Genomic DNA, 25454 nt, shown 5'->3' with positions numbered 1-25454 from the left:
AAATGTCTGACATTAACGAAAAGAGCAATTTTGTTTTTGAATTTCAGCCTGTGACAAAGCTGTTTGAAGAGCAGGTGCGGCTTCATCCTGACAAATGTGCTGTAGCTTCCAGCAAGGAAAGCTTTACCTACGCACAGCTGAATGAAAGAGCAAACAGAATTGCGAATTCTCTTATTGAAAAAGGCGTTGGCTGTGAAAAAATCGTAGGTGTGGTACTGGAGCGCTGCTGTGACTTTTACGCAGTCCGTCAGGGTATTTTGAAGGCTGGTGGTGCATTTGCTGTCGCAGCCCCGGATTATCCCGATGACCGTGTGCAGTTCATTTTTGAAGATGCAGGAGTTCCCTTTATTATCACCACAAAGGAAATCGCGAAGGACCGCCAGGAGCTGTTTTCCAGGCTTTCCTGTACGGTGCTTCTGCTTGAAGAATTGCTGGAAAATCCAAATGCCGGGAACCCGGATACCAGGATTAAGGAACATGATCTTTGCTACTGTATTTACACCTCCGGTTCCACGGGAAAACCAAAAGGTGTTATGATCGAGCATATCAACCTTGCCAATTTTGTAAATCCTAATCCAAAGAATGCGGAAACCTATGGCTATGTAAGCAGGGGAAGCGTTTCCCTTTCCATGGCAGCCATGACATTTGATGTTTCGGTACTGGAGGAATTTCTCCCTCTCACCAATGGAATGACTGCAGTGATCGCAAGCGATGAAGAGATCCTGAATCCCATTATGCTTGGAGATTTAATTGTAAAAAATAAAGTGGATATTATGACCACAACTCCTACCTATCTTTCCAATATGATCGATCTGCCCCAGCTTCAGGAAGCAGCTGCCCAGATCAAGGTATTTGACGTAGGAGCAGAAGCATTCCCGCCTGCACTTTTTGACAAGATTCACGCAGTAAACCCGGATGCTTATATTATGAACGGCTATGGACCAACCGAGACTACCATCAGCTGTACCATGAAGGTGATCACCGACAGCAAAAACATTACCATCGGAGAGCCAAACGGCAATGTTCAGGTTTATGTGGTTGACAAAGAGAACAGGATCCTTCCGGACGGAGAGACCGGAGAGCTTGTAATTGCAGGTCTTGGAGTAGGTCGTGGCTACATCAATCTGCCGGAGAAAACAGCAGAAGTTTTCATCACTCTCAACGGAGAAAGAGCCTATAAAACAGGCGATCTTGCAAAGATCACTCCAGATGGCGAGATCGAATTTTTCGGAAGAATTGACAATCAGATCAAGCTTCGCGGTCTCAGAATCGAGCTTGGTGAGATCGAGGAGGTTGTTAACAGCTTCGAAGGAATCATCACCAGTATTACAGTACCGGTGGATAATAAATATCTTTGCTGCTACTTTATGGCAGACCGCCAGATCAATGTTGAAGCGCTTACCGCTTATGCGTCAGAATCCCTGGCTCATTACATGGTTCCGGATGTTTTCATCCAGCTGGAAAAAATGCCTTTAACACAGAATGGCAAAATTGACAAAAAAGCATTGCCCAAGCCGGTGGCGCAGCCCAGAAACCTGAAAGAGCCGGAAAATCCAATGCAGAAGAAGATTTTTGACATTGTGGTCCAAGTAGTAGAAAACGACTTCTTCGGAATCGACACCAGTTTTTATAAGGCCGGCCTTTCCTCCATCAGTGCAATGAAGCTCTGTGTCCTGATCTCAGAGGAATTTGGTGTTACCGTAAAAACAAGCGATATCCACGAGAACAATACCGTGGAGAAGCTGGAAAAATATGTCATGCTGGCGCCGAAACTCAGAACCTACGAAAAGAGAGAGGTTTATCCTCTTACCGGTTCCCAGAAGGGTATTTTTGCAGAATGCAGCAAAAATCCTGAGAGTACCGTATACAATATCCCCTTCCTTTTTGAACTGGATCCAACAGTGGATACCCGGAAATTATCCGATGCAATTGCCAGAATGGTAAGCGCCCATTCCTATCTGCTTACACAGGTATATCTTGACGATAATGGGGAGATGGTACAGCGCCCTGGAAATGAGACATTTGTGCCGGAAGTGATCGAGACCACAAATGAGAAATTTGCCAGCCAGAAGGAAAGCCTTGTACGTCCGTTTAAGCTGGAAAAGGGACGTCTCCTTCGTGTGGCAATTTATGTGACAGAAGATAAGAAATACCTCTTTACTGATTTCCACCATATTATTGCTGACGGCAACTCCTATGATATCATTTTCGAGGATATCAATAAGGCCTATATGGGTGAAAAACTGGAAAAAGAGTCCTATACCGGATTTGATGCGGCCCTTGACGAAGAACAGCAGATGAAAGAGGGCAAATACAAAAAAGCTGAGAAATATTATGACAGTATTTTTGAAGGAATTGAAACGGAAACCCTCCCTATGCCAGACCTGAATGGAAAAGCTCCTGAAAAAGGTTATCTGGAGAAGACCATGGGCCTGAAAGAAGAGGCCATTCTTTCCTATTGCGAGAAGCTGGGTGTTACCCCGAATATTTTATTTACAGGTCTGTTCGGCATCCTTATGGCAAAATACTCCAATGCAGAGGACAGTCTGTTTTCTACTATTTATAATGGACGAAACGATTCCAGGCTTGAAAACACAGTCTGCATGCTGGTAAAAACCCTTCCTGTTTATTGCAAATTCGACCCGAAGACCACCGTACAGGCGTATATGGCAGAGCTTTCCGAGCAGATGCTGTCCTCCATGGCAAACGATATTTTCCCATTTTCCGATATTTGTGCAAAATACGGGCTGAATTCGGATCTTACCTTTGCATACCAGGCAGAGTTAAGCGACGATTATCCAATTGGAGACACCATTGCCAGAGGCCACGACCTTTCCCTGGATATGGCCAAAATGCCTCTGCTGATCCAGGTAAGAGAGTACAACCACACTTATGTGCTTACAGCAGAATACCGCAGCGACATGTACAGCCAGGCCTTTATTGACGGAATCCTGGATTCCTATGAAGCTGCCATGAGCTCCATGCTGAAAACAAAATATGTTTCTGAAATCTCTGTGATCTCTCAGAGTGGGGTAAACAAGATCGCAGAATTCAATCATACAGAAAACGAATTTGACAGAAGCAAAACCATTTCTGACATGTTCGCTGAATTGGCAGAGACCATTCCAGACCACACCGCAGTGGTATTTAAAGACCGGAAATATACATACAAAGAACTGGACGAGCTCAGCAACAGACTTGGAAAATATATTGCATCCCAGGGAATCGGCAGGGAGGATGTAGTCTCCATTCTGATCCCCCGCTGCGAATACATGGCCATCGCACCAATGGGCGTGATCAAAGCCGGTGCGGCATACCAGCCTCTTGACCCTACTTACCCGAAAGACCGCCTGATGTACATGCTGGAGGATTCTGCTGCTAAGCTTTTGATCGCAGACAGAGAGCTTCTGCCGCTGGTAGACGGCTATCAGGGACCTGTTTTATTTACAGATGAGATCCCACAGCTGGAAGAGCGTGATGTGGAACTTAAGAAGCCAGAGCTTCATGATCTGTTTATTTTACTGTACACTTCCGGCTCCACCGGCGTGCCGAAAGGCTGTATGCTGGAATATGGAAATATCACTGCATTCTGCCACTGGTACAAAAAGTATTACCAGGTAGATCACAGCTCCAAAATAGCAGCTTATGCGTCCTTTGGTTTTGATGCTTCCATGATGGACATTTACGGTGCAATTGCAAACGGTGCAGAGCTTCACATTATTCCGGAAGAAATCCGCCTTGATTTCATTGCACTTCAGCGTTATTTTGAAGAGAATGGCGTTACCCATTCCTTTATGACTACACAGGTGGGAAGACAGTTTGCAATGGAAATGAGCTGCGAGAGCCTGCAATATCTTTCCATAGGCGGAGAGAAGCTTGTTCCTATGGAGCCGCCGAAGGATTATAGATTCTTTAATGCTTATGGCCCTACAGAGTGTACAATTTTTACAACTATATTTGAAGTAGATAAGTACTACTCCAACATTCCAATTGGAAAGGCACTTGATAACTTTAAGCTTTATATAGCCGATAAGTTTGGCCATTTGCTTCCATACGGTGCTTGCGGTGAACTGATGATATCCGGATGGCAGGTTTCCAGAGGCTATCTGAATAAACCAGAGAAAACTTCGGAAGTTTATACAAAAAATATTTATGACGATGCAGAAGGCTATGAAGTCCTGTATCATTCCGGTGATGTTGCCAGATATCTTCCAGATGGAAATATCCAGATCATTGGAAGAAAAGACTCCCAGGTTAAGGTCAGAGGCTTTCGAATTGAGCTTTCCGAGGTTGAGGAGGTCATAAGAAGATATGAAGGTATAAAGGATGCGACCGTAGTAGCTTTTGATGATCCTAATGGCGGTGGAAAATACATTGCAGCTTATGTAGTATCTGACAGTCAGGTTGACATAAATAAGTTAAATGATTTCATCAAAGAAACCAAGCCTCCATACATGGTTCCGGCAGTTACCATGCAGATCGACAAGATCCCGCTGAACCAGAATCAGAAGGTAAACAAAAAAGCCCTTCCACTGCCAGAGCGAAAAGTGGAAGAAATCGTGAAACCGGAGAATGAGACTCAGCAGAAGCTGTTTGACTGTATTGCTGAGGTTCTTGGCTATACCGAATTCGGCATTACCACAGATATTTACGAGGCAGGACTGACCTCTATCACTGCTATTAAGCTGAATATCCTTATTTCCAAAGCTTTTGACATTGTGATAAAAACATCTGACATCAAGGATCACCCAACCATTCAGATGTTAGAGAGCTTTGTGAAGACTGCCGGAAAAGAAACCAAGAGGGAAATCCAGGAAAATTATCCTCTCACCAATACTCAGGAGGGAATTTTCATCGAGTGTACAGCCAATATGGGATCCACCATTTACAACATTCCATATCTTCTGAAGCTTGACAAAAAGGTTGACCTGGATAAGCTGGCAGAAGCAATTGACAGCACCGTTGCAGCTCATCCTTACCTGAAAACCCGTCTCTTTATGAGCGACGAAGGAGAAGTCCTTCAGAAACGTAATGATGCTTTCACTTATAAGACGCAGATTATAAATGGAATGAACCGGGAAACTCTGGTTCGTCCGTACATGCTGTTTAATGAACAGCTTTTCCGCTTTGAGATTCACAGAACCTGTGATGGAAATTATCTGTTCCTTGACATTCATCATATTGTTGCAGATGGTACCTCCCTGGGCATTATCCTGAACGACATTAACAGGGCTTACAGCGGAGAAAAGCTGGAAGTGGAAGAGTATACTTCCTATGATCTGGCCCTTGATAACAGGGATGCTCTGGCAAGTGATGCTTATAAGAATGCAGAGAACTACTATAAATCCGTTTTTGAAAATGCGGGCGGAAGCATCAACTTCTATCCAGACAAGAGCGGAGCAGCTCCAACCGCAGAGATGTATCATCGTGAGACCAGTGAGTTCTCCGTACAGGACGTGAAGGCATTCTGTAAGAAGCACGGAATTACAGAGAATGTATTCTTTATCTCTGCTTTTGGTATTACTCTTGGAAAATACAATTTCAGGAAGGATGCGGTATTTACCACTATTTACCACGGCAGAAACGATTCCAGACTTTCCGATACCGTGGGTATGCTGGTAAAGACTCTTCCCGTTTACTGTGATTTCTCAGGAAGCACTGCGGATTGCCTGAATGCTGTCCAGCAGCAGCTGATTAATTCCATGAACAACGATATTTATCCGTTCTCCCAGATCAGCCATGAGTTCAACATCAAGGCAGATGCCATGGTGATCTATCAGGGCGACAACTTCGCCTTTGATAATATCGGCGGGGAATATGCGCAGGAAGAACCTGTTCAGCTGAATGCGGCAAAGGCACCTGTTTCCATCAGTATTTCAATTGAGAGAAATAAGTTTGTCTTTGAGATTGAGTACAGAGGCGACATGTACAACGAGGAAACCATCAAATACCTTGCAGATAACCTGGAAACAACGGCAGATGGAATCCTGAGAGAATACGAGCCGGCAGACATCAGACTGATGTTTGAGGAAGAAACCAAAATGGAAGATGATCCTTCCCATGCCGGAAAGACCTTTGTAGACCTGTTCAGGGAAACTGTTGCAAAATATCCGGACAGACCGGCGGTAAAAGACGGAATGGGCGAGCTTACCTATAAAGAACTGGACCATATGTCAGATTATGTTGCTCAGAAGCTTACGGAAAATGGCTTTGGCAGGGAAAAGGTTGCAGGTATTCTGTGCGGAAGAACAAAGGAATATGCCGTAGCTTATATCGGTGTTATGAAAGCCGGCGGTGCGTATGTTCCATTGGATCCGGAATATCCGCAGAGTAGAATTGAGTACATGCTGAAGGATTCCGAGGCAGAAAACCTGCTTGTAATAGACCGTTACCGCAGTCTGGTAGGCTTCTACGACCAGAATGTGATCAGCCTGGATGACGTGGCAGCAGAATCCAAAGACTTTGCACTTTCTGTAGAGCTCACAGCTCCGAAACCAGAGAACCTGGCTTATATGATCTACACCTCCGGTTCCACCGGAAAACCAAAAGGTGTTATGCTTGAACAGCGGAACCTGCTGAACCTGATCGAGTATATCCTTATGACAAGAAAACTGACACCAGATGATATTGTGGCAGAGTTTGCAAGCTTCTGCTTCGATGCATCCGTGATCGACCTGTTTGCTCCGCTTACTGCAGGCGCGGTACTGTACATTTTGCCAGAGAGCATACGAAAAGATGCAGTTGCTGTTGGAAAATTTATAAAAGAAGAAAAAATTACCACAGCTACCTTCCCAACCCAGATGGGCGAGTTGGTTGCAGAGCTTCTTGACGATGCTCCGAGCCTGAAATTTGTCACCCTGGGTGGTGAGAAGTTCAAATATTACCGGGATAGAACTTACCAGATGATCAATGGCTACGGTCCAACGGAGAATACTGTTTCCTCCACAGAGTTCTGGGTTGACAAACAGTACGACAACATCCCGATCGGTAAGTCACAGCGGAATATCCGCAGCTACATTGTGGACGAAAATATGAAACGGCTTCCGGTAGGCGCTTCTGGTGAGCTTTGCCATGCCGGACGTCAGATTGCAAGAGGATATCACAATCTTCCTGAGAAGACGGCTTCCGTATTTGTGGAAAATCCGTTCTCCGTATGTGACGAGGACAAACGTCTTTACAGAACCGGTGATATGGTCCGCATGAAAGGTGACGGAAATATTGAATATATCGGAAGAATCGATTCCCAGGTAAAGATAAGAGGATATCGTATTGAACTTGGTGAGATCGAAGGAGCTCTTCTGAAGCACGATAAGGTGAAGAATGCTGCTGTTATAGTGATCGAAAAAGGCGGAAACAAATATATCACAGCTTATTATACTGGTGAAATCATTCCGGAAGATGAGCTGAAACTGTTCCTGAACCCGCTGATTCCGGATTACATGATGCCATCCTTCTTTGTCCATCTTGAGAAAATGCCGGTGACTCCTGGCGGAAAGATAGACAAAAAGGCGCTTCCGGTACCAGAAGTAACCACCACAGCAAGCACAGCCTATGTGGAGCCTGTTACCGCTGTCCAGATTAAACTTTGCGAGATATTTGAAAAAGCACTTGGCATTGAAAGAGTAGGAATTGAGGATAACTTCTTCGAACTTGGAGGCTCCTCACTTACTGCATCAAAAGTTGCTGTTATGTGCCTTTCCAAGAATATTTCCATTGTATATGCAGACATTTTCAAATATCCGACCATCCGTGAGCTTTCTGCAATCGTGGATAACAGTGAGGCATTTGAAAATCCGCAGAGTGAGAACGAATTCTCCAGCTACAATTATAACCGGATTCAGAGCGTGATCAGCGGAAATGTGGAAGAAAACGTAAACCAGGTGACAAAGGAAGAAATTGGTGATATCATGATCACGGGTGCAACCGGCTTCCTGGGAATTCATGTTCTGAAGGCTTACCTGGATAATTATGACGGTAAGGTTTACTGTCTGGTACGTAAGGGTAAATATGAGTCCATGGAGAAACGAATGATGCATATGTTGATGTATTACTTCGATAATCCGTGCCAGGAACTGTTTGGAGAGCGTATTATCTGTGTGGATGGCGATATTACCTCGAAAGAACAGGTGGAGAAATTTGCAGATTACAAATTTAACACCATTATTAACTGCGCAGCCTGCGTAAAGCATTTTGCAGCTGGTGATGTACTGGAGAAGATAAATGTACACGGAGTGGAAAATCTGATTGAATTCTGTAAAAATAGTGGACGCAGACTGATCCAGATTTCTACTGTTTCTGTTGCCGGAGAAGGTTCCGATGGTGTTCCGCCAATGTCCAGAGTCTTTAATGAAAACGATCTGTATATTGGACAGAACATCACAAATGAATATATCCGCACAAAATTCCTTGCAGAGAGAGCTGTACTGGAAGCTGTTTCCAGTGGGCTTGACGGAAAGGTTATCCGTGTAGGAAATCTGATGAGCCGAAATTCAGATGGTGAATTCCAGATCAACTTTATTACAAACGGATTCCTGCGAAGCCTGAGAGGATATGAGGCAGTTGGTAAATTCCCAATTGGGGCTATGCACGAAGTTACAGAATTTTCACCAATTGATTCTACTGCACTTGCAGTGTTGAAACTGGTGCAGACAGACCGGAGATTTACCGTATTTCACGCCTGCAACAGCCATCATATCTATATGGCGGATCTGATCTATGCAATGCGGAGCCATGGATTTGACATTGACATTGTAAGTGATGAAGAGTTTGAGGCTGCAGTAAAAGAATTTGCAAAGAACAGTGATGATTCGGATGTTGTTTCCGGACTGATCGCGTATACGGCTCATAATGAAAATGAGATTTATACCCTGGATTACAGCAACCGGTTTACAGCACAGGTTCTTTACAGACTGGATTACAAATGGCCGGTTACAGATGACAGATATCTGGAAAGCGCTATTGAGGCACTTGACAGACTTGCATTTTTTGATTGATGATGGAACAAAGTTACTGCCCACAGATGAAGTTTTACATACAGCTGGACAGTAACTGGTTTACTCAGTGGGCAGGGTGGGAGCTCGTGTTGGAAGTCCCCTCCTGGGCCCGCTGCGTGATAACCCCGGAAACCCGTTGAGCGTGTTTCCTGTAACTTAAAGGAGGAAATTGTAATGGAAATTGTAAGTAAGACAGAGGGCAGCAAGGTAACTATGGAGATCACAGGATGGCTTGACACCCAGACTGCACCGCAGCTGGAAAAGGAGCTGTCAGCACTTGATCCTGGTACAACCAGCCTGGTATTTGACTTTGCAAACCTGGAATATATCTCTTCTGCCGGACTTCGTCTGGTAATCGCCGCTTATAAGAAGATGGCAGGCAAGGAAGGCTTCAGGATTGTAAATGTTTCTGATGAAGTGTACGATGTTTTCAGCCTTACCGGATTTGATCAGAAGATTAATATTGAGAAGAAATAAAGGCTGAATTCGTGCATGGCGAAGCGCATTGCATGTCACAGGCAACATTCCGCGAGGTGCTTTTTGGACAAAAAGTTCACAGAAAACTCGAGAATTGCTGCGTATTGCTGTAAGCGAAGTGAACAGCAACCTGTCTGGAGCAGGCCTGGGGAATCTACAGTTGCTACCCGGTGCTTTTTATAGTAAGAAATGATAAAATTATATAGAATCAATATCAATACTCTTGAGGATCCCTTGCAGAATGAAAGTCTTTTGGAACAAGTTGGACCAGAGAGAAGAAAGAAGGTCATCCGGTATCTTCAGCCGGATGACCGAAAAAGGAGTCTGGGCGCAGGAATTATGATCCGGAAGATCCTGAATGGGAACGGACTTTCCGAAAGCAGCCTGAAATATTCCGAAAATGGGAAGCCTGTGGCGGATCATCTCCATTTTAATATCTCCCATGCCGGAGACTATGTGGTGGGAGTGGTGTCGGATGATGAAGTGGGATGCGACATTGAGCGGAATGTCAATGCGCCTCTGGAAATTGCGGAGCATTATTTCCATTCGACAGAGCGGGAATATATAGAAGCTGCTTCTGACCCGGGCAAAGCTTTTTTTACACTTTGGACCTTAAAGGAAAGTTATATGAAAATGACAGGCAGGGGGATGAGCCTTCCGCTTGATTCTTTCGAGATCATTCGAAAAGATCAGGGCTTTGTTCTGGGAAAATCACCGAAAAGACCAGGCTTTTTCAGGACAATGGAATTTGAGAATTATATTTTCTCAGTGTGCATGGAAAGTGATTTTTCTTTGCCGCCCAAGGGCTTTACAGAGCTTCTGTGACACTACTGCCTTTTGCTGCTATCCAGCATGGATTGGAGCTTATTTTTAGTCAAAAAATCCTTAAGAATTATATGCAAAAGACTTGACGGATATGTCCGCTGTGTGGTAAACTGTACAAGCGACATGGAAGTTAGGTCTTTTTTTTATGCCGAAAAACGGTGGCGGATACACCGAAAAGGCTGATTTAAGACCATGCAAATGAAAACACTGGAGGTGGAAGTTGTGCGCGTTAGGATTACATTAGCATGTACAGAGTGCAAGCAGCGTAACTACAATATGACCAAGGAGAAAAAGAACCATCCTGAGAGAATGGAAACCAAGAAATATTGTAAGTTCTGCCAGAGACACACAATGCACAAGGAAACAAAATAGTCACTTTAGATTGTGAGGTTAGGCTATGCAAGAAAAAGAAAAATCTGCAGGCAAGACCGCCAAGGCTAAGGAGCCGAAGAAATCCTGGTTCCAGGGGCTGAAGGCAGAGTTCAACAAAATTGTCTGGACAGACCGCGATACACTGATGAAACAGTCAGTTGTTGTTATTGTCATAACCGTAATTCTCGGTGTGATCATCAGTGTGATGGATGCAGGCATTCTGGAATGCATTAATCTTTTAATCAAATAAGGACAAAGGTGATTGTATGTCAGAAGCAAAATGGTACGTTGTCCATACCTATTCCGGTTATGAGAACAAGGTAAAGGCCAACATTGAGAAGACAATTGAAAACCGACATCTTGAGGATCAGATTCTGGAAGTACGGGTTCCTCTGGAAGACGTTGTGGAGATGCGTAATGGTGTTTCCAAGCAGGTCCAGAGAAAAATGTTCCCAAGCTATGTTCTTATCAACATGGTCATGAACGACGATACCTGGTATGTTGTCCGGAATACCCGTGGAGTGACTGGGTTTGTTGGTCCGGGATCCAAGCCTGTACCGCTCACAGAAGAGGAAATGAAGCCGCTGGGCATCAAAGATGAGACTGTCCGCGTTGATTTCGTCGAGGGCGATACCGTTGTTGTAACAGGCGGAGCCTGGAAAGAGACTACAGGCGTTGTGACTGCCATCAATCCGCAGAAGCAGCTTGTAACGATCAATGTAGAGATGTTTGGACGCGAAACACCGGTTGTAATCAGTTTCGCAGAAGTTCAGAAAATGTAACAGACAAAGGTAACACAATATCGTGGGAGGGACATACCCCCGCCAATACCACATAGGAGGTGCCGAAAATGGCAAAGAAAGTAACAGGATATATCAAATTACAGATTCCCGCTGGTAAAGCAACTCCAGCACCACCTGTAGGTCCGGCTCTTGGACAGCACGGTGTAAATATCGTTCAGTTTACAAAAGAGTTCAATGCGAGAACAGCAGATCAGGATGGTATGATCATTCCTGTAGTAATCACTGTTTATGCAGATAGAAGTTTCAGCTTCATAACCAAAACTCCGCCGGCTGCAGTTCTTCTTAAGAAAGCTGCAAACATCAAATCCGGTTCCGGCGTACCGAACAAAACAAAAGTTGCTAAAGTTACAAAAGCTCAGGTTGAGGAGATCGCTCAGCTTAAGATGAAAGACTTAAATGCAGCATCCATCGAAGCAGCAGCAAGCATGATTGCTGGTACTGCAAGAAGTATGGGAATTGAAGTAGTTGATTAATCACAAATAGTAAGTGGGAGGGCTTTTCCCCGCAAATACCACAGGAGGTTATAGAAATGAAACGAGGAAAGAAATACGTGGAGGCTGCTAAGGCAGTTGACCGCGCAACATTATACGATACTAATGAAGCTATCAGCTTAGTTAAAAAAGCTGCTGTTGCCAAATTTGACGAGACTATCGAAGTTCATATCCGCACAGGCTGCGATGGACGTCATGCAGATCAGCAGATCCGTGGTGCAGTAGTTCTGCCACATGGTACAGGTAAAACTGTTCGCGTTCTTGTATTCGCTAAGGATGCAAAAGCTGAGGAAGCTAAGGCTGCAGGTGCTGATTTCGTTGGCGCTGAGGACCTTATTCCGAAGATCCAGAATGAGGGATGGCTTGACTTCGACGTTGTTGTAGCAACTCCGGATATGATGGGTGTTGTTGGACGTCTTGGTCGTGTACTTGGACCGAAAGGTTTAATGCCTAACCCGAAGGCTGGTACTGTAACTATGGATGTTACAAAGGCTATCAATGATATCAAAGCTGGTAAGATTGAGTATCGTCTTGACAAATCAAACATTATCCATGTGCCGATCGGTAAAGCTTCCTTTACTGAGGAGCAGTTAAGCGACAACTTCCAGACGCTGATTGGAGCTATTGTAAAGGCTAGACCTAGCACACTGAAAGGACAGTATTTAAAGAGCGTTGTTATTGCTCCGACAATGGGTCCTGGAGTGAAGATCAACCCGATCAAGTTAGCTTAATAGATGAAAATGAAGAGCACTCACCGCGAGGTGGGTGCTTTTTTTCATGTCATAATTTTGATATTTTATAGTGAGTTTTGGTATATGTTTTTTATCATATGAGATATCATATGGGAAAATCGGGTCAATATAAAGACCAGGAGGAGTGTGCAGGGATGAAATATGGATATTTTGATGATAAGAAACGAGAATATGTGATTACCAGACCAGATACACCAGCGCCTTGGGTAAACTATCTGGGAGATCCTGAGTATGGTGCCATTGTGTCCAATAATGCAGGCGGATACAGCTTTGTAAAGTCTGGGGCTAACGGAAGAATTTTACGTTATGTTTTTAATCAGTTTGACGAGCCGGGAAGATATATTTATCTGAGGGACAATGAAACGAAAGATTTTTGGTCAGCGTCATGGCAGCCTGTAGGAAAGGATCTTGAAAAATATAAAAGTGAATGTCACCACGGTACTGCTTATACCAGGATGATGGCAGATTACAGCGGTATTCATTCTGAGGTTAGGTATTATGTACCCCTGGGACAGTCTTATGAGGTGTGGAGCCTTTGTGTGGAGAACTGTTCTGATAAGGAAAGAGAAATTAATGTAACCGGATATGCGGAATTTACCAACAACAGCAACTATGAGCAGGATCAGGTAAATCTGCAGTATTCCCAGTATATTACCAAAACTGTTTTCAGAGGAAACCGTGTACGCCAGATGATCCATGCAAATCTGGATCGTCTTGATGAAGGGGAAAAGGTAGATAACAAAGATGTGACAAATCGGTTCCTGGGTCTGGCCGGCGTGCCAGTGGATTCCTGGTGCGGTGAAAAAGAAGCATTTCTGGGGAGATATCACGGTTATGGAAACCCGGTAGGAGTAATTGACGGCAAGCTTAATTGTGAGGGAAATTATAATGAAAACAGCTGTGGTGCATTGACAGCAGTGTTAAAGCTTGCCCCGGGAGAAAAGAAAGAGATGGCTTTTCTTGTAGGTATGAAAAAAAATGACGAGGCAGAAGCGATTGTTGCGCGTTATGACCAAAATTGCCAGCAGGTTTGCGAAAGGGAACTGGAAGAACTGATCAGTTACTGGCATGGACAGCTTTCACATTTTCAGATAAAAACTCCAAGTAATGAATTTAATACCATGATCAACACATGGAACGCTTACAACTGTTTTATGACTTTTATCTGGTCCAGAGCAGCATCCTTTACTTACTGCGGTCTGCGCAATGGATATGGATACCGCGACACTGTGCAGGATATTCAGGGCGTGATCCATCTGGCACCTGAAATGGCAGCGGATAAGATCCGTTTTATGTTGTCTGCCCAGGTAGATAATGGTGGTGGTCTGCCTCTTGTTAAATTCACCCACAATCCAGGACATGAGGATACGCCGGACGATGCTTCTTATGTACAGGAAACAGGGCATCCGGCATATCGTGCTGACGATGCTCTATGGCTTTTTCCAACTGTATATAAGTATGTGTCAGAGACAGGAAATGTAGATTTTATTGATGAGGTAATCCCATTTGCCAATAAAGATGAAGGAACAGTATATGAGCATCTGAAACGTGCGATCCAGTTCTCGATGGAACATCTTGGAAAACATGGAATGCCGGCGGGACTTTATGCAGATTGGAACGACTGCCTGAGGCTTGGAAAAGATGGAGAATCTACTTTTGTAGCTTTGCAGTTTTATTATGCAATGACCATTTTGAAGGAGTTTGCGGCTTACGAAAAAGATGAAGAATATATCTCATATCTGGAAAAAAGCCAGGAAAAGCTTGGGGAACTGATTGAAAAGCTTTGCTGGAATGAAGACCGGTTTATCCGCGGTTTTACAGAAGCAGGAGAAATAATCGGACAGCGTACAGATCCGGAAGCAAATATGTGGCTGAATCCCCAGAGCTGGGCTGTGATCAGTGGGCTTGCAACAAAGGCGCAGTCAGAACTGGCACTTGAGCAGGTTTATGAAAGACTGAATACAGAGTATGGTGCTATTCTCATGGATCCCCCATATCACGCACATGCTTTTGACGGCGCACTGGCTGTAATTTATAATGCAGGAACAAAAGAAAATGCAGGAATTTTTTCCCAGTCACAGGGATGGATCATTTTGGCAGAAGCATTAATGGGACATGGAGAAAGAGCATTTGGCTACTTTATGGAAAATGCTCCGGCTGCACAGAATGATAAGGCGGAGATCCGCAGGCTTGAGCCATATTGCTATGGTCAGTTTACAGAGGGGAAAGCAAGTCCGAATTTTGGCCGTTCTCATGTACACTGGCTTACTGGAACTGCGTCTACTGTTATGGTAGGATGTGTGGAAGGCATTCTTGGAATGCGTCCTGATTTCTATGGTCTTCGTATCGCACCGTCCATACCGAAAGAATGGGATGGATTTGAAGTCGAAAAAGATTTCCGCGGCTGTCATCTGCACATTAAAGTGCAAAATCCGGGACATGCAGAGAGTGGATTTAAGAAACTTACTGTAAACGGTGAAGAGTTAAAAGATAATTATATTCCACAGGATAAGCTGACTGCTGAAACTGAGGTTGAATTGTATCTGTCGTAAAAATTTAGTAGGCCTGGTGGGTGGACGCAGGCAGAAAGCGAGAAACATTGATGAAACATATAGAATTTCAGGATAAAAACGGAAGCTTTATTATACATGATCCGGAAAATTATAGTGGTCTGTATCTGCCTCTGGCGGGAGAAAAAGGACTGAAATCCAGTATCACCCCTAATCTGGGAGGTGACAGCAAAACAGATCAGAATCATTTCCTTCTTGAGCCTGTAAGTATTGAAAACCTGCATAATAACCGAAATACCAGAAATTTCTGGTGTCAGGTATATAAAAACACAGAAGCAGGTGATACTGCTCTGTCTGGAGCAGATCCGAAGCTTCTGGGCTGTTGGTCTGTCTGTGGAAATTCCGCAGAACAGGAATTTCAGAAATTTACAGATAAGCAGGACGAAAGCACACTGGAAGCTGGTTTTATGTGGCAGAAGATTTCCCGAAAATCACAAAAATATGGTCTTCAGGCAGAAGTAACTTCTTTTGTTACAATTTCCGGGGACATGGAAGTAGAATATGTGGAAATCACAAATATTTCCGAAAAAAAAGTGGAAATTGTGCCAACAGGTGCAATTCCAGTATATGGAAGAAGTGCAGATAATCTTCGAGATCACCGCCATGTTACCTCCCTTCTCCACCGAATTCGGACCACCGATTATGGTGTGGAAGTAACCCCGGTTTTGTCCTTTGACGAGCGGGGACATCAGAAAAATAATACTACATATTTTGTATACGGTTCAGATGAAAACGGAGAGAAGCCGGAGTCATTTTATCCTACGGTGGAGGAGTTTATAGGAGAAGGCGGAACCTTTCTGAATCCAGAGGCAGTAAGAATTAATAAGCCCGGAAAACCCTCTGGAACAGAACTTCAGGGAAAAGAGGCTGTTGGAGGCATCCGATTCAGCCGGAAAACACTGAAACCAAGGGAAACAGCTGGTTATATTTTACTATGTGGGATTGCAGATGCCGGTGAGCAGCAGTTCCCAAGAAAGGAGAATACAGATAAAAAGGCAATAGATCCGGCAAAAGCTTCTAAATGGATAGAGTCGTTGACTTCTGGCTGCAGGACCCGCTCCCAGGTACGGAATATGCTGGAAGAAGTAAAAGAACACTGGATTCGGAAGGTTAATGTAGCGTTTGAAACTGGAAGCGAAGATGCGGATAATTATCTGAAATGGATCTGTTTCCAGCCAATCCTCAGAAGAATTTATGGATGTTCTTTTCTCCCCTATCATGATTATGGAAAAGGGGGACGCGGCTGGCGCGATTTATGGCAGGATTGCCTTGCCTTGTTGATCATGGAGCCATCTGAGGTAAGACAGATGATCATTGATAATTATGGAGGTGTTCGTATTGATGGAACAAATGCCACAATTATAGGAAGTGGTCAGGGAGAATTTATTGCAGACAGGAATAATATTACCCGTGTATGGATGGATCATAGCTTTTGGCCGTTTGTAACTACGAAGCTTTATTTGGATCAGACCGGGGATCTTGATGTTTTATTTGAGAAGATTCCATATTTTAAGGATCTTCAGTCAAAACGCGGAACAGCTCATGATGAAGAATGGAACAGCAGTTATGGTAATTTACAGAAAACAGATGCTAATGAAATATATCATGGAACTGTTCTGGAACATATTCTTCTTCAAAATCTGTGCGCATTTTTTGATGTGGGAGATCATAATGAAATGTGTCTGCATGGAGCAGACTGGAATGATGCCTTAGACATGGCCTGGGAAAAAGGTGAGAGTGTGGCCTTTACCTGTGCTTATGCCGGAAATTTGAAGGATATCGCTTATGTGCTTAGAGAAATAGAGAGTGTTCAGGGAATTAACAGGATTGAGCTTGCAGAAGAAATGGAATGTCTGTTTGCCTGTGGAAAACAGTTATATGAAAACCCTGAGAAAAAACAGAAGGTTTTGAAGCAATATACTGATTTGAGTGCCCATAATCTCAGTGGAAATAAAGTAGTGCTTTCTCTGAAAATGGTATGCAGCAATCTGGAAGAAAAAGCAGACTGGCTCGTGGAAAATATTCGGAAAAATGAATGGATCCAGGATGGGGATAAAGGCTGGTTTAATGGATATTATGATAATCATGGAAGAAAAGTAGAATATAGCGCGGTTTCAGATGAAACCGACAATAAAGCTGGTGCAGAGTGTAACACCCGAATGATGCTTACCGGACAGGTATTTGCTGTCATGAGTGGTACCGCTACAGAGGAACAGATCCAGGCAATCTGCAGGAGTGCAGATGCATATCTGTATGACAGGAAAGCCGGCGGATACCGCCTGAATACAGATTTCAAAGAGGAAAAATTTGACCTGGGAAGAATGTTTGGATTTGCATATGGAGAAAAGGAAAATGGTGCCGTCTTTTCCCATATGGCAGTTATGTATGCCAATGCATTGTACAAAACCGGTCACGCCAAAGAAGGATACAAAGTTCTTCAGACTCTGCTTGATACTGCAATGGATTTTGAACGCAGCAAAATGTACCCGGGAATCCCGGAATATTTCGATAATCAGGGAAGAGGCTTATACGCATATCTGACCGGAGCTGCAAGCTGGTATATGCTGACCATGATAACAGAAGTTTTTGGAGTAAAAGGCCAGCTGGGCGATATGGTGATAGCACCTGCACTTATGCCTGAGCAGTACGATCAGGAAGGAAAAGCTTCCTTGAAAATAGAATTTGCCGGAAGGAAATTTTCCATTCATATTTTTAACAGGGAGAAAAAAGAATGGAATAAAGTGCAGATAAAAGAAGCCTTTTGTGATGGTACTTTGCTGTCGGCAGAAGGCGGCAGGCAGGCTCGCCTGAAGCGCTCTGAAATAGAAAAACTGACTTTGGAAAAAGTACATGAAATTAATATTATTTTGAACTAATCTGGATAAAGAATTAGAAAAATGACCAGATATTCAGGAATAACAATGCATAAATAAAGGTTATTCCTGAATATCCGGTCTTTTTATGTAAGGCGGAGAATTATGCATTGCAGGAGCCTTACGTGCTAGAGCCTGTTTGAAAAATCATTCCCGCAATCTGCACGCCCCACTTTGCGGTATATTTTGCCCGAATTCAGTTGCCGTAGCCCGCTACGGCGCCTTCATCCGGACAAAATCTTCCACAAATTGTAACGCACATCATGCAGAAAGCTTTTTTCAAACACGCTCTAGGTCAGCTTACCACATGGATTTATAATACCTATCCCTGTATTTTTTTGGAGTCAGACCAGTGAAATTTTCGAATACCTGAATAAAGTGACTCTGGGAAGAGAAGGATAGGTAATTGGCGATGTCAACTACTGCTTTGTCCGAGTAGCGAAGAAGATGTGTGGCTTTTTCTATTTTTTTCTCCCTTATGTAGTCACTGATGGAAATTCCAAGATTTTGTTTGAATACCCTGGATAGATAATTCTGGGAAAGACCGGTGTGGCAGGCAAGGTCTTCTATGGTGATACGGTCCTTTATATGAGCATAGATGTAATCAATGCACTGCATAACTGGCTTGGAAAGTACGGATAATTTTTTTTGCAGGATCATTTTTCCGGTAAAATCCTTTGCCATAGTGTGGTGAAGGTCTGCAATCTGTCGCAGGGAAGTGCAGGAATCCATTTTTAAAATGTAAAAGTCACTAAGCCGGTAGGCCTGCTCTGCCTCCATTCCTCCGTCAATGCAATATCTGGTAAGCATCGCAGCTGTAACCACAAAGTGGTATTTCAGATTCGTGACAGGGTTTCTGGAAAGGACTCCGGTTCCCTCCAGATTCGTAAAAGAATCTGCATTACAGTTCTGTATGACAGTTTCCATATCTCCGGTTTTTACTGCCGTATAAAAGGAATATTCAACAGAAGGCGGCCTGTGCTTGGATTCAGTTTCGTTTTCTTCAAATTCTGTGTTGTACCAGTCTTTTGATATTGCCATGTAATCCCCTCCAAAACAAAAATGTGTCATTTTTTATATTATGACATGAATCTGATATTTTGTTAAGAGAAATAATATAATGTCAAAAATAAAAATGGTATATTTATTGCACCAAAGAGATACAGCATTAAGAAAATGCTCAAAAAAGGAGGATCTTTTATATGAAGAAGAGAGCAGTATCTATGTTACTTACAGCTGTTATGGCAGTTACCGGTATGGCTGCAACAGCAACCGTAGCACATGCAGAAGGAGAAGAGGGAAAGGTTATTAACATCTATTCCTGGAACGATGAGTTCCGTACACGTCTGGAGGCTATTTATCCAGAAGTTGAGTCCACTTCCAGCGATGGAACTGTTACAACCTTAAAAGACGGAACTGAGATCCATTGGATCATCAACCCAAACCAGGATGGTGTTTACCAGCAGAAGCTTGATGAGGCGCTTCTGAATCAGGCTGATGCATCTGATGATGATAAAGTAGATATTTTCTTAACTGAGACCGATTATGTTTTCAAATATACAGACAAAGATGCAGATGTAGCAATGCCGCTTACAGATCTTGGAATTGACCCGGATACAGATCTTGCAGATCAGTACGATTTCACAAGAACAACTGCTTCTGACTCTGACGGAGTACAGAGAGGTTCTACATGGCAGTGCTGCCCAGGAACCCTGGTATACCGTCGTGATATTGCAAAAGAAGTTTTTGGAACAGATGATCCGGCAGAAGTAGGCGAGAAAGTAAAAGACTGGGATACAATGAAAGAGACTGCTGCTCAACTGAAGGAGAAAGGTTACTACACATTTGCTTCTTATGCAGATACCTTCCGTTTATATGGAAACAGCATCACACAGTCCTGGGTACAGCCTGGTGAGACAACCATTACAGTTGACCAGAAGATTATGGATTGGGTAAATGATTCAAAAGAGTGGCTGGATGCAGGTTTCCTTAACCCGACTGTAAAAGGACAGTGGAACGATGACTGGAACAAAGCTATGGGCTCTCAGTCAAAAGTATTTGCATTTCTGTTCCCGGCATGGGGAATCGACTTTACATTAAGTCCAAACTGGGATGGCGATGCAGGTTCATGGGCAGTTACAAATCCTCCACAGGAATACAATTGGGGCGGTTCTTACATTCATGCAGCAACAGGTACTGATAATCCAGAGCATGCAAAAGACATTATCCTTGCTATGACTGCAGACAAAGACAACCTGTTAAAGATTTCTAAGGATTATTCAGACTTCACAAATACAAAGAGTGGTATGGCAGAGGCTGCTACAGATGATGCAAACTTCTCTTCTGAGTTCCTTGGCGGACAGAACCCATTTGCATATTTTGCACCTGTTGCAGAGAACATTAAGATTGCTCCGCTTTCTGCCTATGACCAGGGATGCGTAGAACTGATCCAGAATTCCTTCAGTGATTATTTCCAGGGAAATGTTGACTTTGATAAAGCAAAGGCAAACTTCGAGACTGCTATTAAAGAGCGTTATCCTGAGATCTCTGAGGTTAAATGGCCGGAATAATGTAGATAGTTCTGAGGATTTTGTTTGCAAAAACATCTTGCAGAATACTATTAAAAAAATAATGTCCATGTGACATTTGAAAATTGGTATAAGGAACGTGGAGAGGATCCTGTAACATAGGATTCTCTCCTGTTCTGTAAGATGTGTGTAAAGGAGAACTGTTATGAAGAAAAACAAGAAAAGCATTAATTATGGAAAATGGGGCTACCTGTTTATCCTTCCTTTTTTTATAATCTATTTGATTTTTTCTTTGATTCCATTGGTTGATACGGTCCGTTACAGCTTTTTTGAATATTTCCGTTCTGGAATTAAAGAAATCGGACCCAATTTTATTGGAATGGCAAATTACATCAGTCTGCTGAAATCCGATATGTTTAAATATGGAGCAAACACATTGATTCTGTGGCTGATCGGATTTGTGCCGCAGATTGTGGTTGCGTTAGTTCTGGCAGCCTGGTTTACAGATGCCCGTTTGAAAATAAGAGGAAAACAGTTTTTTAAAGTGGTAATATATCTGCCGAACCTGATTATGGCATCTGCATTTGCACTTTTATTTTTTACTATGTTTTCTACAAACGGACCAATAAATTCTATTCTGATGTCTCTTGGATGGATTAAAGACCCTATTGATTTTATGGGATCTGTAGTTGGAACAAGATCATTAATTGGCTTTATGAACTTCCTTATGTGGTTTGGAAATACAACGATTATGCTGATGGCGGCTGTTATGGGTATCAGTATGGATATTTTTGAGGCTTCTGACCTGGATGGCTGCAATAGTATTCAACGTTTCTATTATATTACATTGCCGCTGATCAGACCGATTCTTGCATATACATTGATCACATCTATAATTGGTGGTCTTCAGATGTTTGATGTACCACAGATCCTGACAAATGGACAGGGTAATCCAGATAGAACGTCTATGACGCTGATCATGTTCCTGAACAGTCATCTGAAGAGTAAGAACTATGGTATGGCTGGTGCATTATCTGTTTACCTGTTTATTATCAGTGGTATTTTATGCTTCATCGTATATCGCATGACCAATGATAATGATCCGGATGGTTCCAAAAAGGCTGCAAAAAAACGTGCTAAGGAAGAAAGGAGAAGATTAAGAAGATGAAGAAGAAAGCAGGAAGCCAATTCAGAACAGTTTTCGCACATATCGTACTGATTCTTCTGTCTTTTATGTGCCTGTTCTTCTTTTACGTATTGATAATTAATGCAACCAGATCTCATGGGGATCTGCAGAAAGGTTTCTCAGCACTTCCAGGAAAATATTTCCTTGAGAATCTGAAAAACGTGGCAAACGACGGAAGCTTTCCAATGTTTCGGGGAATTTTGAACAGTGTGATCGTATCTTCCTGCAGTGCCGCACTTTGTACATATTTTTCATCCCTTACGGCATATGGTCTTTATGCTTATGAGTTTAAGGCAAGAAAGGTTGCTTTTACATTTATCATGGCAATTCTTGTAATGCCAACGCAGGTTACTGCAATGGGATTCCTTCGTCTGGTTACGAAGATGGGATTATATGATTCCCTTCTGCCGCTGATCATTCCCTCCATTGCATCTCCAGCTGTATTTTATTTTATGTACAGTTATCTGCAGTCATCTCTGCCGCTTTCTCTTGTAGAGGCTGCCAGAATCGATGGTTCCGGAGAATTCCATACCTTTAATCGCATTGTGCTTCCAATTATGAAGCCTGCAATTGCAGTTCAGGCGATTTTTACATTTGTTGGTTCCTGGAACAACTACTTTGTACCGGCCCTGATCATCCAGTCCAAGAGTAAAATGACGGTGCCGATTCTGATCGCTACTCTTCGTGGTGCTGATTATATGAATTTTGATATGGGTAAAATTTACATGATGATCACAGTTGCGATCGTGCCGATCATTGTTGTGTACCTGCTTCTTTCCAAGTATATTATTGCAGGTGTTACCCTTGGTGGTGTCAAAGAGTAATGGCGTTTACACAGTTTAAGCACAGTGGGACTTTGAATCCGGAAATATCTGTCTGCGAGAAAAAGCATAGCTCTTTTGCAGAAAAAGCGGCAGAGGAAGGCATTGTTCTATTGAAAAATGAAAATATTCTTCCCATTTCATTATCTGCATCGGTTGCCCTTTTGGGCATCGGTGCGGATAAAACTGTAAAAGGGGGGATTGGTTCCGGAGATGTAAATAACAGGCAGAATATTACCATTTACGAAGGAATGGAAGAATCCGGAATTCGGATCACCAGCAGGGACTGGCTGGATGATTATGAACATCGCTATCAGAAAGCGAGACTTATATGGAAAGAGAAAATTCTTGAAGAAGCAAAGCATGTAAATAATCCTTTTGATGCCTATGCATCCAATCCATTTATCATGCCGGAGGGGCGTCCTGTTTCTGAAATGGATATCCAGGAAGCTGAAATTGTTGTTTATGTAATCAGCCGTATTTCTGGTGAAGGAAAAGATCGTCGTCTTGAAAAAGGTGACTATTATCTTAGTGAACGAGAAGAGAAAGATATTCTTTTTCTAAACAGCAGAAGTGTGCCTATTGTTCTGCTTATAAATGCCGGTGGTCCTGTGGAGCTTACAGATATTCTGGAAAAAGCGCAGTGGATAAAAGGTATCCTCAATATTTCCCAGCTTGGACAGGAGGGGGGACGTGCGGTTGCAAGGATCCTTCTTGGAGAAGCTGTTCCAAGCGGAAAGCTTACAACAACCTGGGCAAAAAAATATGCGGATGTGCCATTTGCAGAGAATTTTAGTTATCTGAATGGAAATCTGGAATTGGAAGAATATAAAGAAGGAATTTATGTGGGCTATCGGTATTTCGATAGTTTTGGTGTAAAGCCACTTTTTCCTTTTGGCTTCGGTCTTTCTTATACAGATTTTAAGATTCAGTTTTGCAGTATTGAAATTGACAAGGATAAGATTGCAGTAAATGTATCTGTAGAGAATATTGGAAATACTTTTGCAGGAAGAGAAGTTGTACAGGTGTATGTATCACTTCCCCGGGGCAGGATAGAGAAAGAATACCATCGCCTGGTTGGATATGCAAAGACAAATGTATTAAAGCCGGGAGAAAAACAGGAATTAAAAATCCTGTTTGATGGAAAAACTATTGCAAGCTTTTTTGAGGATGCAAATGCCTGGATTGTGGAAACAGGAAAGTATGGTCTCTGGATTGGAAATAATTCAGCCAATCTGAAGCTGGAGGCTTTTATAAATGTGAACCAGGATGTAGTTCTGGAGCAGACGCAGAAACTGGAAGCATTGGTTGAATTATCTGAAAAACTGGAAGCTTCGAAGAATGTAAAGGCTGCAGAAAAGCAGCTGGAGAAAAGTAGAAATGCTGATTTTCCCACCATACAGTTTGAAGCATTGCAGAGAAAACAAAAGGCTGGAAATGTTGACCGAGAGTCTCTGGCCATGGGAAACTCGCTGGAAATTCTGGCAGAAGAGCTGCCTGTAGAAGAATTGATCCCACTTTTATACGGAAATACTGGTGGTATTAGCAGCAATCTTGGAGCAGCAGGGATTAAAGTGCCTGGTTCAGCTGGCGAAACTTCAGAAGCTCTTTATGAAAAATATGGAGTTCCGGTATTGATCATGGCAGACGGACCAGCTGGTATCAGACTGCAAAGAAGTTATGAGGTAAATCGCGAGAATGATTCTGTTTATGGAATCGGTGTTCTTGGTTCTTTGGAAAATGGATTTCTGGTAACAGAAAAGCCTCACCAAAATGCAGATACGTATTATCAGTACTGTACTGCTTTTCCGGTTGGTACAGCTTTGGCGCAGTCCTGGAATCGGCAGCTGTTGAAAGAGTTTGGAGAAATGATAGCTGAGGAAATGGAGAAATTTGGCGTCAATCTCTGGTTGGCACCGGGAATGAATATTCACAGAAATCCCCTGTGCGGACGAAACTTTGAATACTATTCAGAGGACCCGCTGCTTGCAGGAAGTCTGGCAGCAGCAGTTACCAAAGGGGTTCAGAGTAAAGCAGGATGCGGGGTAACGATTAAGCATTTTGCATGCAATAATCAGGAAGATAATCGTATGGGAGTAGATGTTCATCTTTCTGAAAGGGCTCTTCGTGAGATTTATTGTCGTGGATTTGAGATTGCCATAAAGGAGAGTAAACCTGTGGCAATTATGTCCTCCTATAATCTGGTAAATGGGGTACATGCCGCAAACAGCAAGGATCTGTGTACCAGAATTGTGCGTGATGAGTGGGGATTTGAGGGCGTGATCATGTCGGACTGGAATACTACGGAACCCAAGGACGGAAGTATTCCATGGAAGTGCACAGCTGCCGGAAATGATATTATCATGCCGGGAAGTGAGAATGATCATAAAAGTATTCTGGATGGTTACAGAAGCGGGGAGCTTTCAGAAGAAGAAATTCGTATTTGTGCCAGAAGGGTCTTGAAACTAATTGATAAACTGCGAAGCAGTTATTTGGTTATGAGCAAGTAGTGAAGCGGATTGCGAATATTCGCTTGACTAAAAGGACTGAGCAAGGTATGCGTATGTGTACTTTGCTCTTATTTTTTTTCATTTTTATAGAAATTATAAAGAGAGATGTGGTAGTATGGAAAATACCAGCGATACAAAAAGAAAATCTGGAATGGAGCTTGAGGTGAAAGATGGTGCTTTGCTGTGGCAGAGTATAGAAATAGACGAAAGCAAGAGGAGCGTATAAAAGCAGTGGAAAATGGAAGGAGAGTCT

General features: G+C 43.0%; 15 protein-coding genes and 2 pseudogenes. 15 read left to right on the top strand and 2 right to left on the bottom strand.

Annotated features, from left to right (window positions below; genetic code table 11):
* Positions 1-2 precede the first annotated feature (2 nt).
* The 10 genes from ACESTK_RS14430 (at position 3) to ACESTK_RS14385 (ending at position 18159) form a co-directional block, all read left to right on the top strand.
* Positions 3-8993, top strand: a complete 8991-nt coding sequence (locus ACESTK_RS14430) for an amino acid adenylation domain-containing protein (protein WP_373120055.1) — start codon at positions 3-5, stop codon at positions 8991-8993.
* A gap of 174 nt (positions 8994-9167) precedes the next feature.
* A complete protein-coding gene (locus ACESTK_RS14425; protein WP_118577945.1) occupies positions 9168-9470 on the top strand; it encodes an STAS domain-containing protein in 303 nt (100 codons plus the stop codon).
* A gap of 252 nt (positions 9471-9722) precedes the next feature.
* The gene (locus tag ACESTK_RS14420) at positions 9723-10295 is read left to right on the top strand and encodes a 4'-phosphopantetheinyl transferase superfamily protein (protein WP_227201027.1); all 573 of its coding nucleotides are present in this window, start codon (positions 9723-9725) and stop codon (positions 10293-10295) included.
* Positions 10296-10517: 222 nt separating this feature from the next.
* Entirely contained in the window at positions 10518-10667 is a 150-nt protein-coding gene (gene rpmG, locus ACESTK_RS14415; protein WP_117853039.1) for a 50S ribosomal protein L33, read from the top strand.
* A gap of 25 nt (positions 10668-10692) precedes the next feature.
* The gene (gene secE / locus ACESTK_RS14410) at positions 10693-10917 is read left to right on the top strand and encodes a preprotein translocase subunit SecE (protein WP_173718538.1); all 225 of its coding nucleotides are present in this window, start codon (positions 10693-10695) and stop codon (positions 10915-10917) included.
* 16 nt (positions 10918-10933) lie between these two features.
* A complete protein-coding gene (gene nusG, locus ACESTK_RS14405) occupies positions 10934-11449 on the top strand; it encodes a transcription termination/antitermination protein NusG (RefSeq protein WP_173718537.1) in 516 nt (171 codons plus the stop codon).
* A 68-nt stretch (positions 11450-11517) separates the two neighbouring features.
* On the top strand, positions 11518-11943 hold the full coding sequence (gene rplK / locus ACESTK_RS14400; protein ID WP_117852954.1) for a 50S ribosomal protein L11: 426 nt from the start codon (positions 11518-11520) through the stop codon (positions 11941-11943).
* A 56-nt stretch (positions 11944-11999) separates the two neighbouring features.
* Positions 12000-12692 carry a 50S ribosomal protein L1 gene (gene rplA / locus ACESTK_RS14395; RefSeq protein WP_118577943.1) on the top strand — a complete coding sequence of 231 codons (693 nt, stop codon included), beginning with the start codon at positions 12000-12002 and terminating at the stop codon, positions 12690-12692.
* Positions 12693-12847: 155 nt separating this feature from the next.
* Positions 12848-15265 carry a GH36-type glycosyl hydrolase domain-containing protein gene (locus tag ACESTK_RS14390; RefSeq protein ID WP_373120051.1) on the top strand — a complete coding sequence of 806 codons (2418 nt, stop codon included), beginning with the start codon at positions 12848-12850 and terminating at the stop codon, positions 15263-15265.
* 50 nt (positions 15266-15315) lie between these two features.
* Positions 15316-18159 (top strand): GH36-type glycosyl hydrolase domain-containing protein, encoded by a 2844-nt coding sequence (locus ACESTK_RS14385; protein ID WP_173769695.1) that lies wholly within the window; start codon positions 15316-15318, stop codon positions 18157-18159.
* 118 nt (positions 18160-18277) lie between these two features.
* On the opposite strand, the pseudogene ACESTK_RS14380 reads toward ACESTK_RS14385, so the two are convergent.
* A pseudogene (locus tag ACESTK_RS14380) lies at positions 18278-18406 on the bottom strand (DUF6783 domain-containing protein).
* Here ACESTK_RS14380 and ACESTK_RS14375 point away from each other — a divergent pair.
* A pseudogene (locus ACESTK_RS14375) lies at positions 18356-18475 on the top strand (DUF6783 domain-containing protein); the annotation flags it as partial. The pseudogenes ACESTK_RS14380 and ACESTK_RS14375 overlap by 51 nt on opposite strands.
* Here the strand turns inward: ACESTK_RS14375 and ACESTK_RS14370 are convergent.
* Positions 18457-19197, bottom strand: coding sequence for a helix-turn-helix domain-containing protein (locus ACESTK_RS14370; protein ID WP_148463499.1), 741 nt, complete (start codon positions 19195-19197; stop codon positions 18457-18459). The pseudogene ACESTK_RS14375 and the gene ACESTK_RS14370 sit on opposite strands and share 19 nt — an antisense overlap.
* Positions 19198-19358: 161 nt before the next feature.
* Between ACESTK_RS14370 and ACESTK_RS14365 the strand changes: the two genes are divergently transcribed.
* The 4 genes from ACESTK_RS14365 (at position 19359) to ACESTK_RS14350 (ending at position 25201) form a co-directional block, all read left to right on the top strand.
* Entirely contained in the window at positions 19359-20726 is a 1368-nt protein-coding gene (locus ACESTK_RS14365; RefSeq protein WP_294433317.1) for an ABC transporter substrate-binding protein, read from the top strand.
* Between the two features lie 163 nt (positions 20727-20889).
* Positions 20890-21852 carry a carbohydrate ABC transporter permease gene (locus ACESTK_RS14360; protein WP_148463497.1) on the top strand — a complete coding sequence of 321 codons (963 nt, stop codon included), beginning with the start codon at positions 20890-20892 and terminating at the stop codon, positions 21850-21852.
* Entirely contained in the window at positions 21849-22694 is an 846-nt protein-coding gene (locus ACESTK_RS14355) for a carbohydrate ABC transporter permease (RefSeq protein ID WP_173717007.1), read from the top strand. Before ACESTK_RS14360 ends, ACESTK_RS14355 begins: the two co-directional genes overlap by 4 nt.
* Positions 22694-25201 (top strand): glycoside hydrolase family 3 N-terminal domain-containing protein, encoded by a 2508-nt coding sequence (locus tag ACESTK_RS14350; RefSeq protein ID WP_373120048.1) that lies wholly within the window; start codon positions 22694-22696, stop codon positions 25199-25201. Before ACESTK_RS14355 ends, ACESTK_RS14350 begins: the two co-directional genes overlap by 1 nt.
* Positions 25202-25454: the final 253 nt, after the last annotated feature.

This window comes from Ruminococcus sp. Marseille-P328 (assembly GCF_964249465.1).
Classification (GTDB): domain Bacteria; phylum Bacillota; class Clostridia; order Lachnospirales; family Lachnospiraceae; genus Blautia_A; species Blautia_A faecis.
The sequence above is the reverse complement of the archived record's forward strand: the minus strand, read 5'-3'. Positions and strand labels throughout refer to the sequence as shown.

Bases quoted from the DNA above. Each gene is read 5' to 3' on its own strand.
- nusG (WP_173718537.1), top strand. From the start codon at position 10,934: ATGTCAGAAGCAAAATGGTACGTTGTCCATACCTATTCCGGTTATGAG.
- ACESTK_RS14385 (WP_173769695.1), top strand. From the start codon at position 15,316: ATGAAACATATAGAATTTCAGGATAAAAACGGAAGCTTTATTATACAT.
- ACESTK_RS14370 (WP_148463499.1), bottom strand. From the start codon at position 19,197: ATGGCAATATCAAAAGACTGGTACAACACAGAATTTGAAGAAAACGAA.
- rplA (WP_118577943.1), top strand. From the start codon at position 12,000: ATGAAACGAGGAAAGAAATACGTGGAGGCTGCTAAGGCAGTTGACCGC.
- rplK (WP_117852954.1), top strand. From the start codon at position 11,518: ATGGCAAAGAAAGTAACAGGATATATCAAATTACAGATTCCCGCTGGT.
- secE (WP_173718538.1), top strand. From the start codon at position 10,693: ATGCAAGAAAAAGAAAAATCTGCAGGCAAGACCGCCAAGGCTAAGGAG.
- ACESTK_RS14350 (WP_373120048.1), top strand. From the start codon at position 22,694: ATGGCGTTTACACAGTTTAAGCACAGTGGGACTTTGAATCCGGAAATA.
- ACESTK_RS14430 (WP_373120055.1), top strand. From the start codon at position 3: ATGTCTGACATTAACGAAAAGAGCAATTTTGTTTTTGAATTTCAGCCT.
- ACESTK_RS14360 (WP_148463497.1), top strand. From the start codon at position 20,890: ATGAAGAAAAACAAGAAAAGCATTAATTATGGAAAATGGGGCTACCTG.
- ACESTK_RS14390 (WP_373120051.1), top strand. From the start codon at position 12,848: ATGAAATATGGATATTTTGATGATAAGAAACGAGAATATGTGATTACC.
- ACESTK_RS14365 (WP_294433317.1), top strand. From the start codon at position 19,359: ATGAAGAAGAGAGCAGTATCTATGTTACTTACAGCTGTTATGGCAGTT.
- ACESTK_RS14425 (WP_118577945.1), top strand. From the start codon at position 9,168: ATGGAAATTGTAAGTAAGACAGAGGGCAGCAAGGTAACTATGGAGATC.
- ACESTK_RS14355 (WP_173717007.1), top strand. From the start codon at position 21,849: ATGAAGAAGAAAGCAGGAAGCCAATTCAGAACAGTTTTCGCACATATC.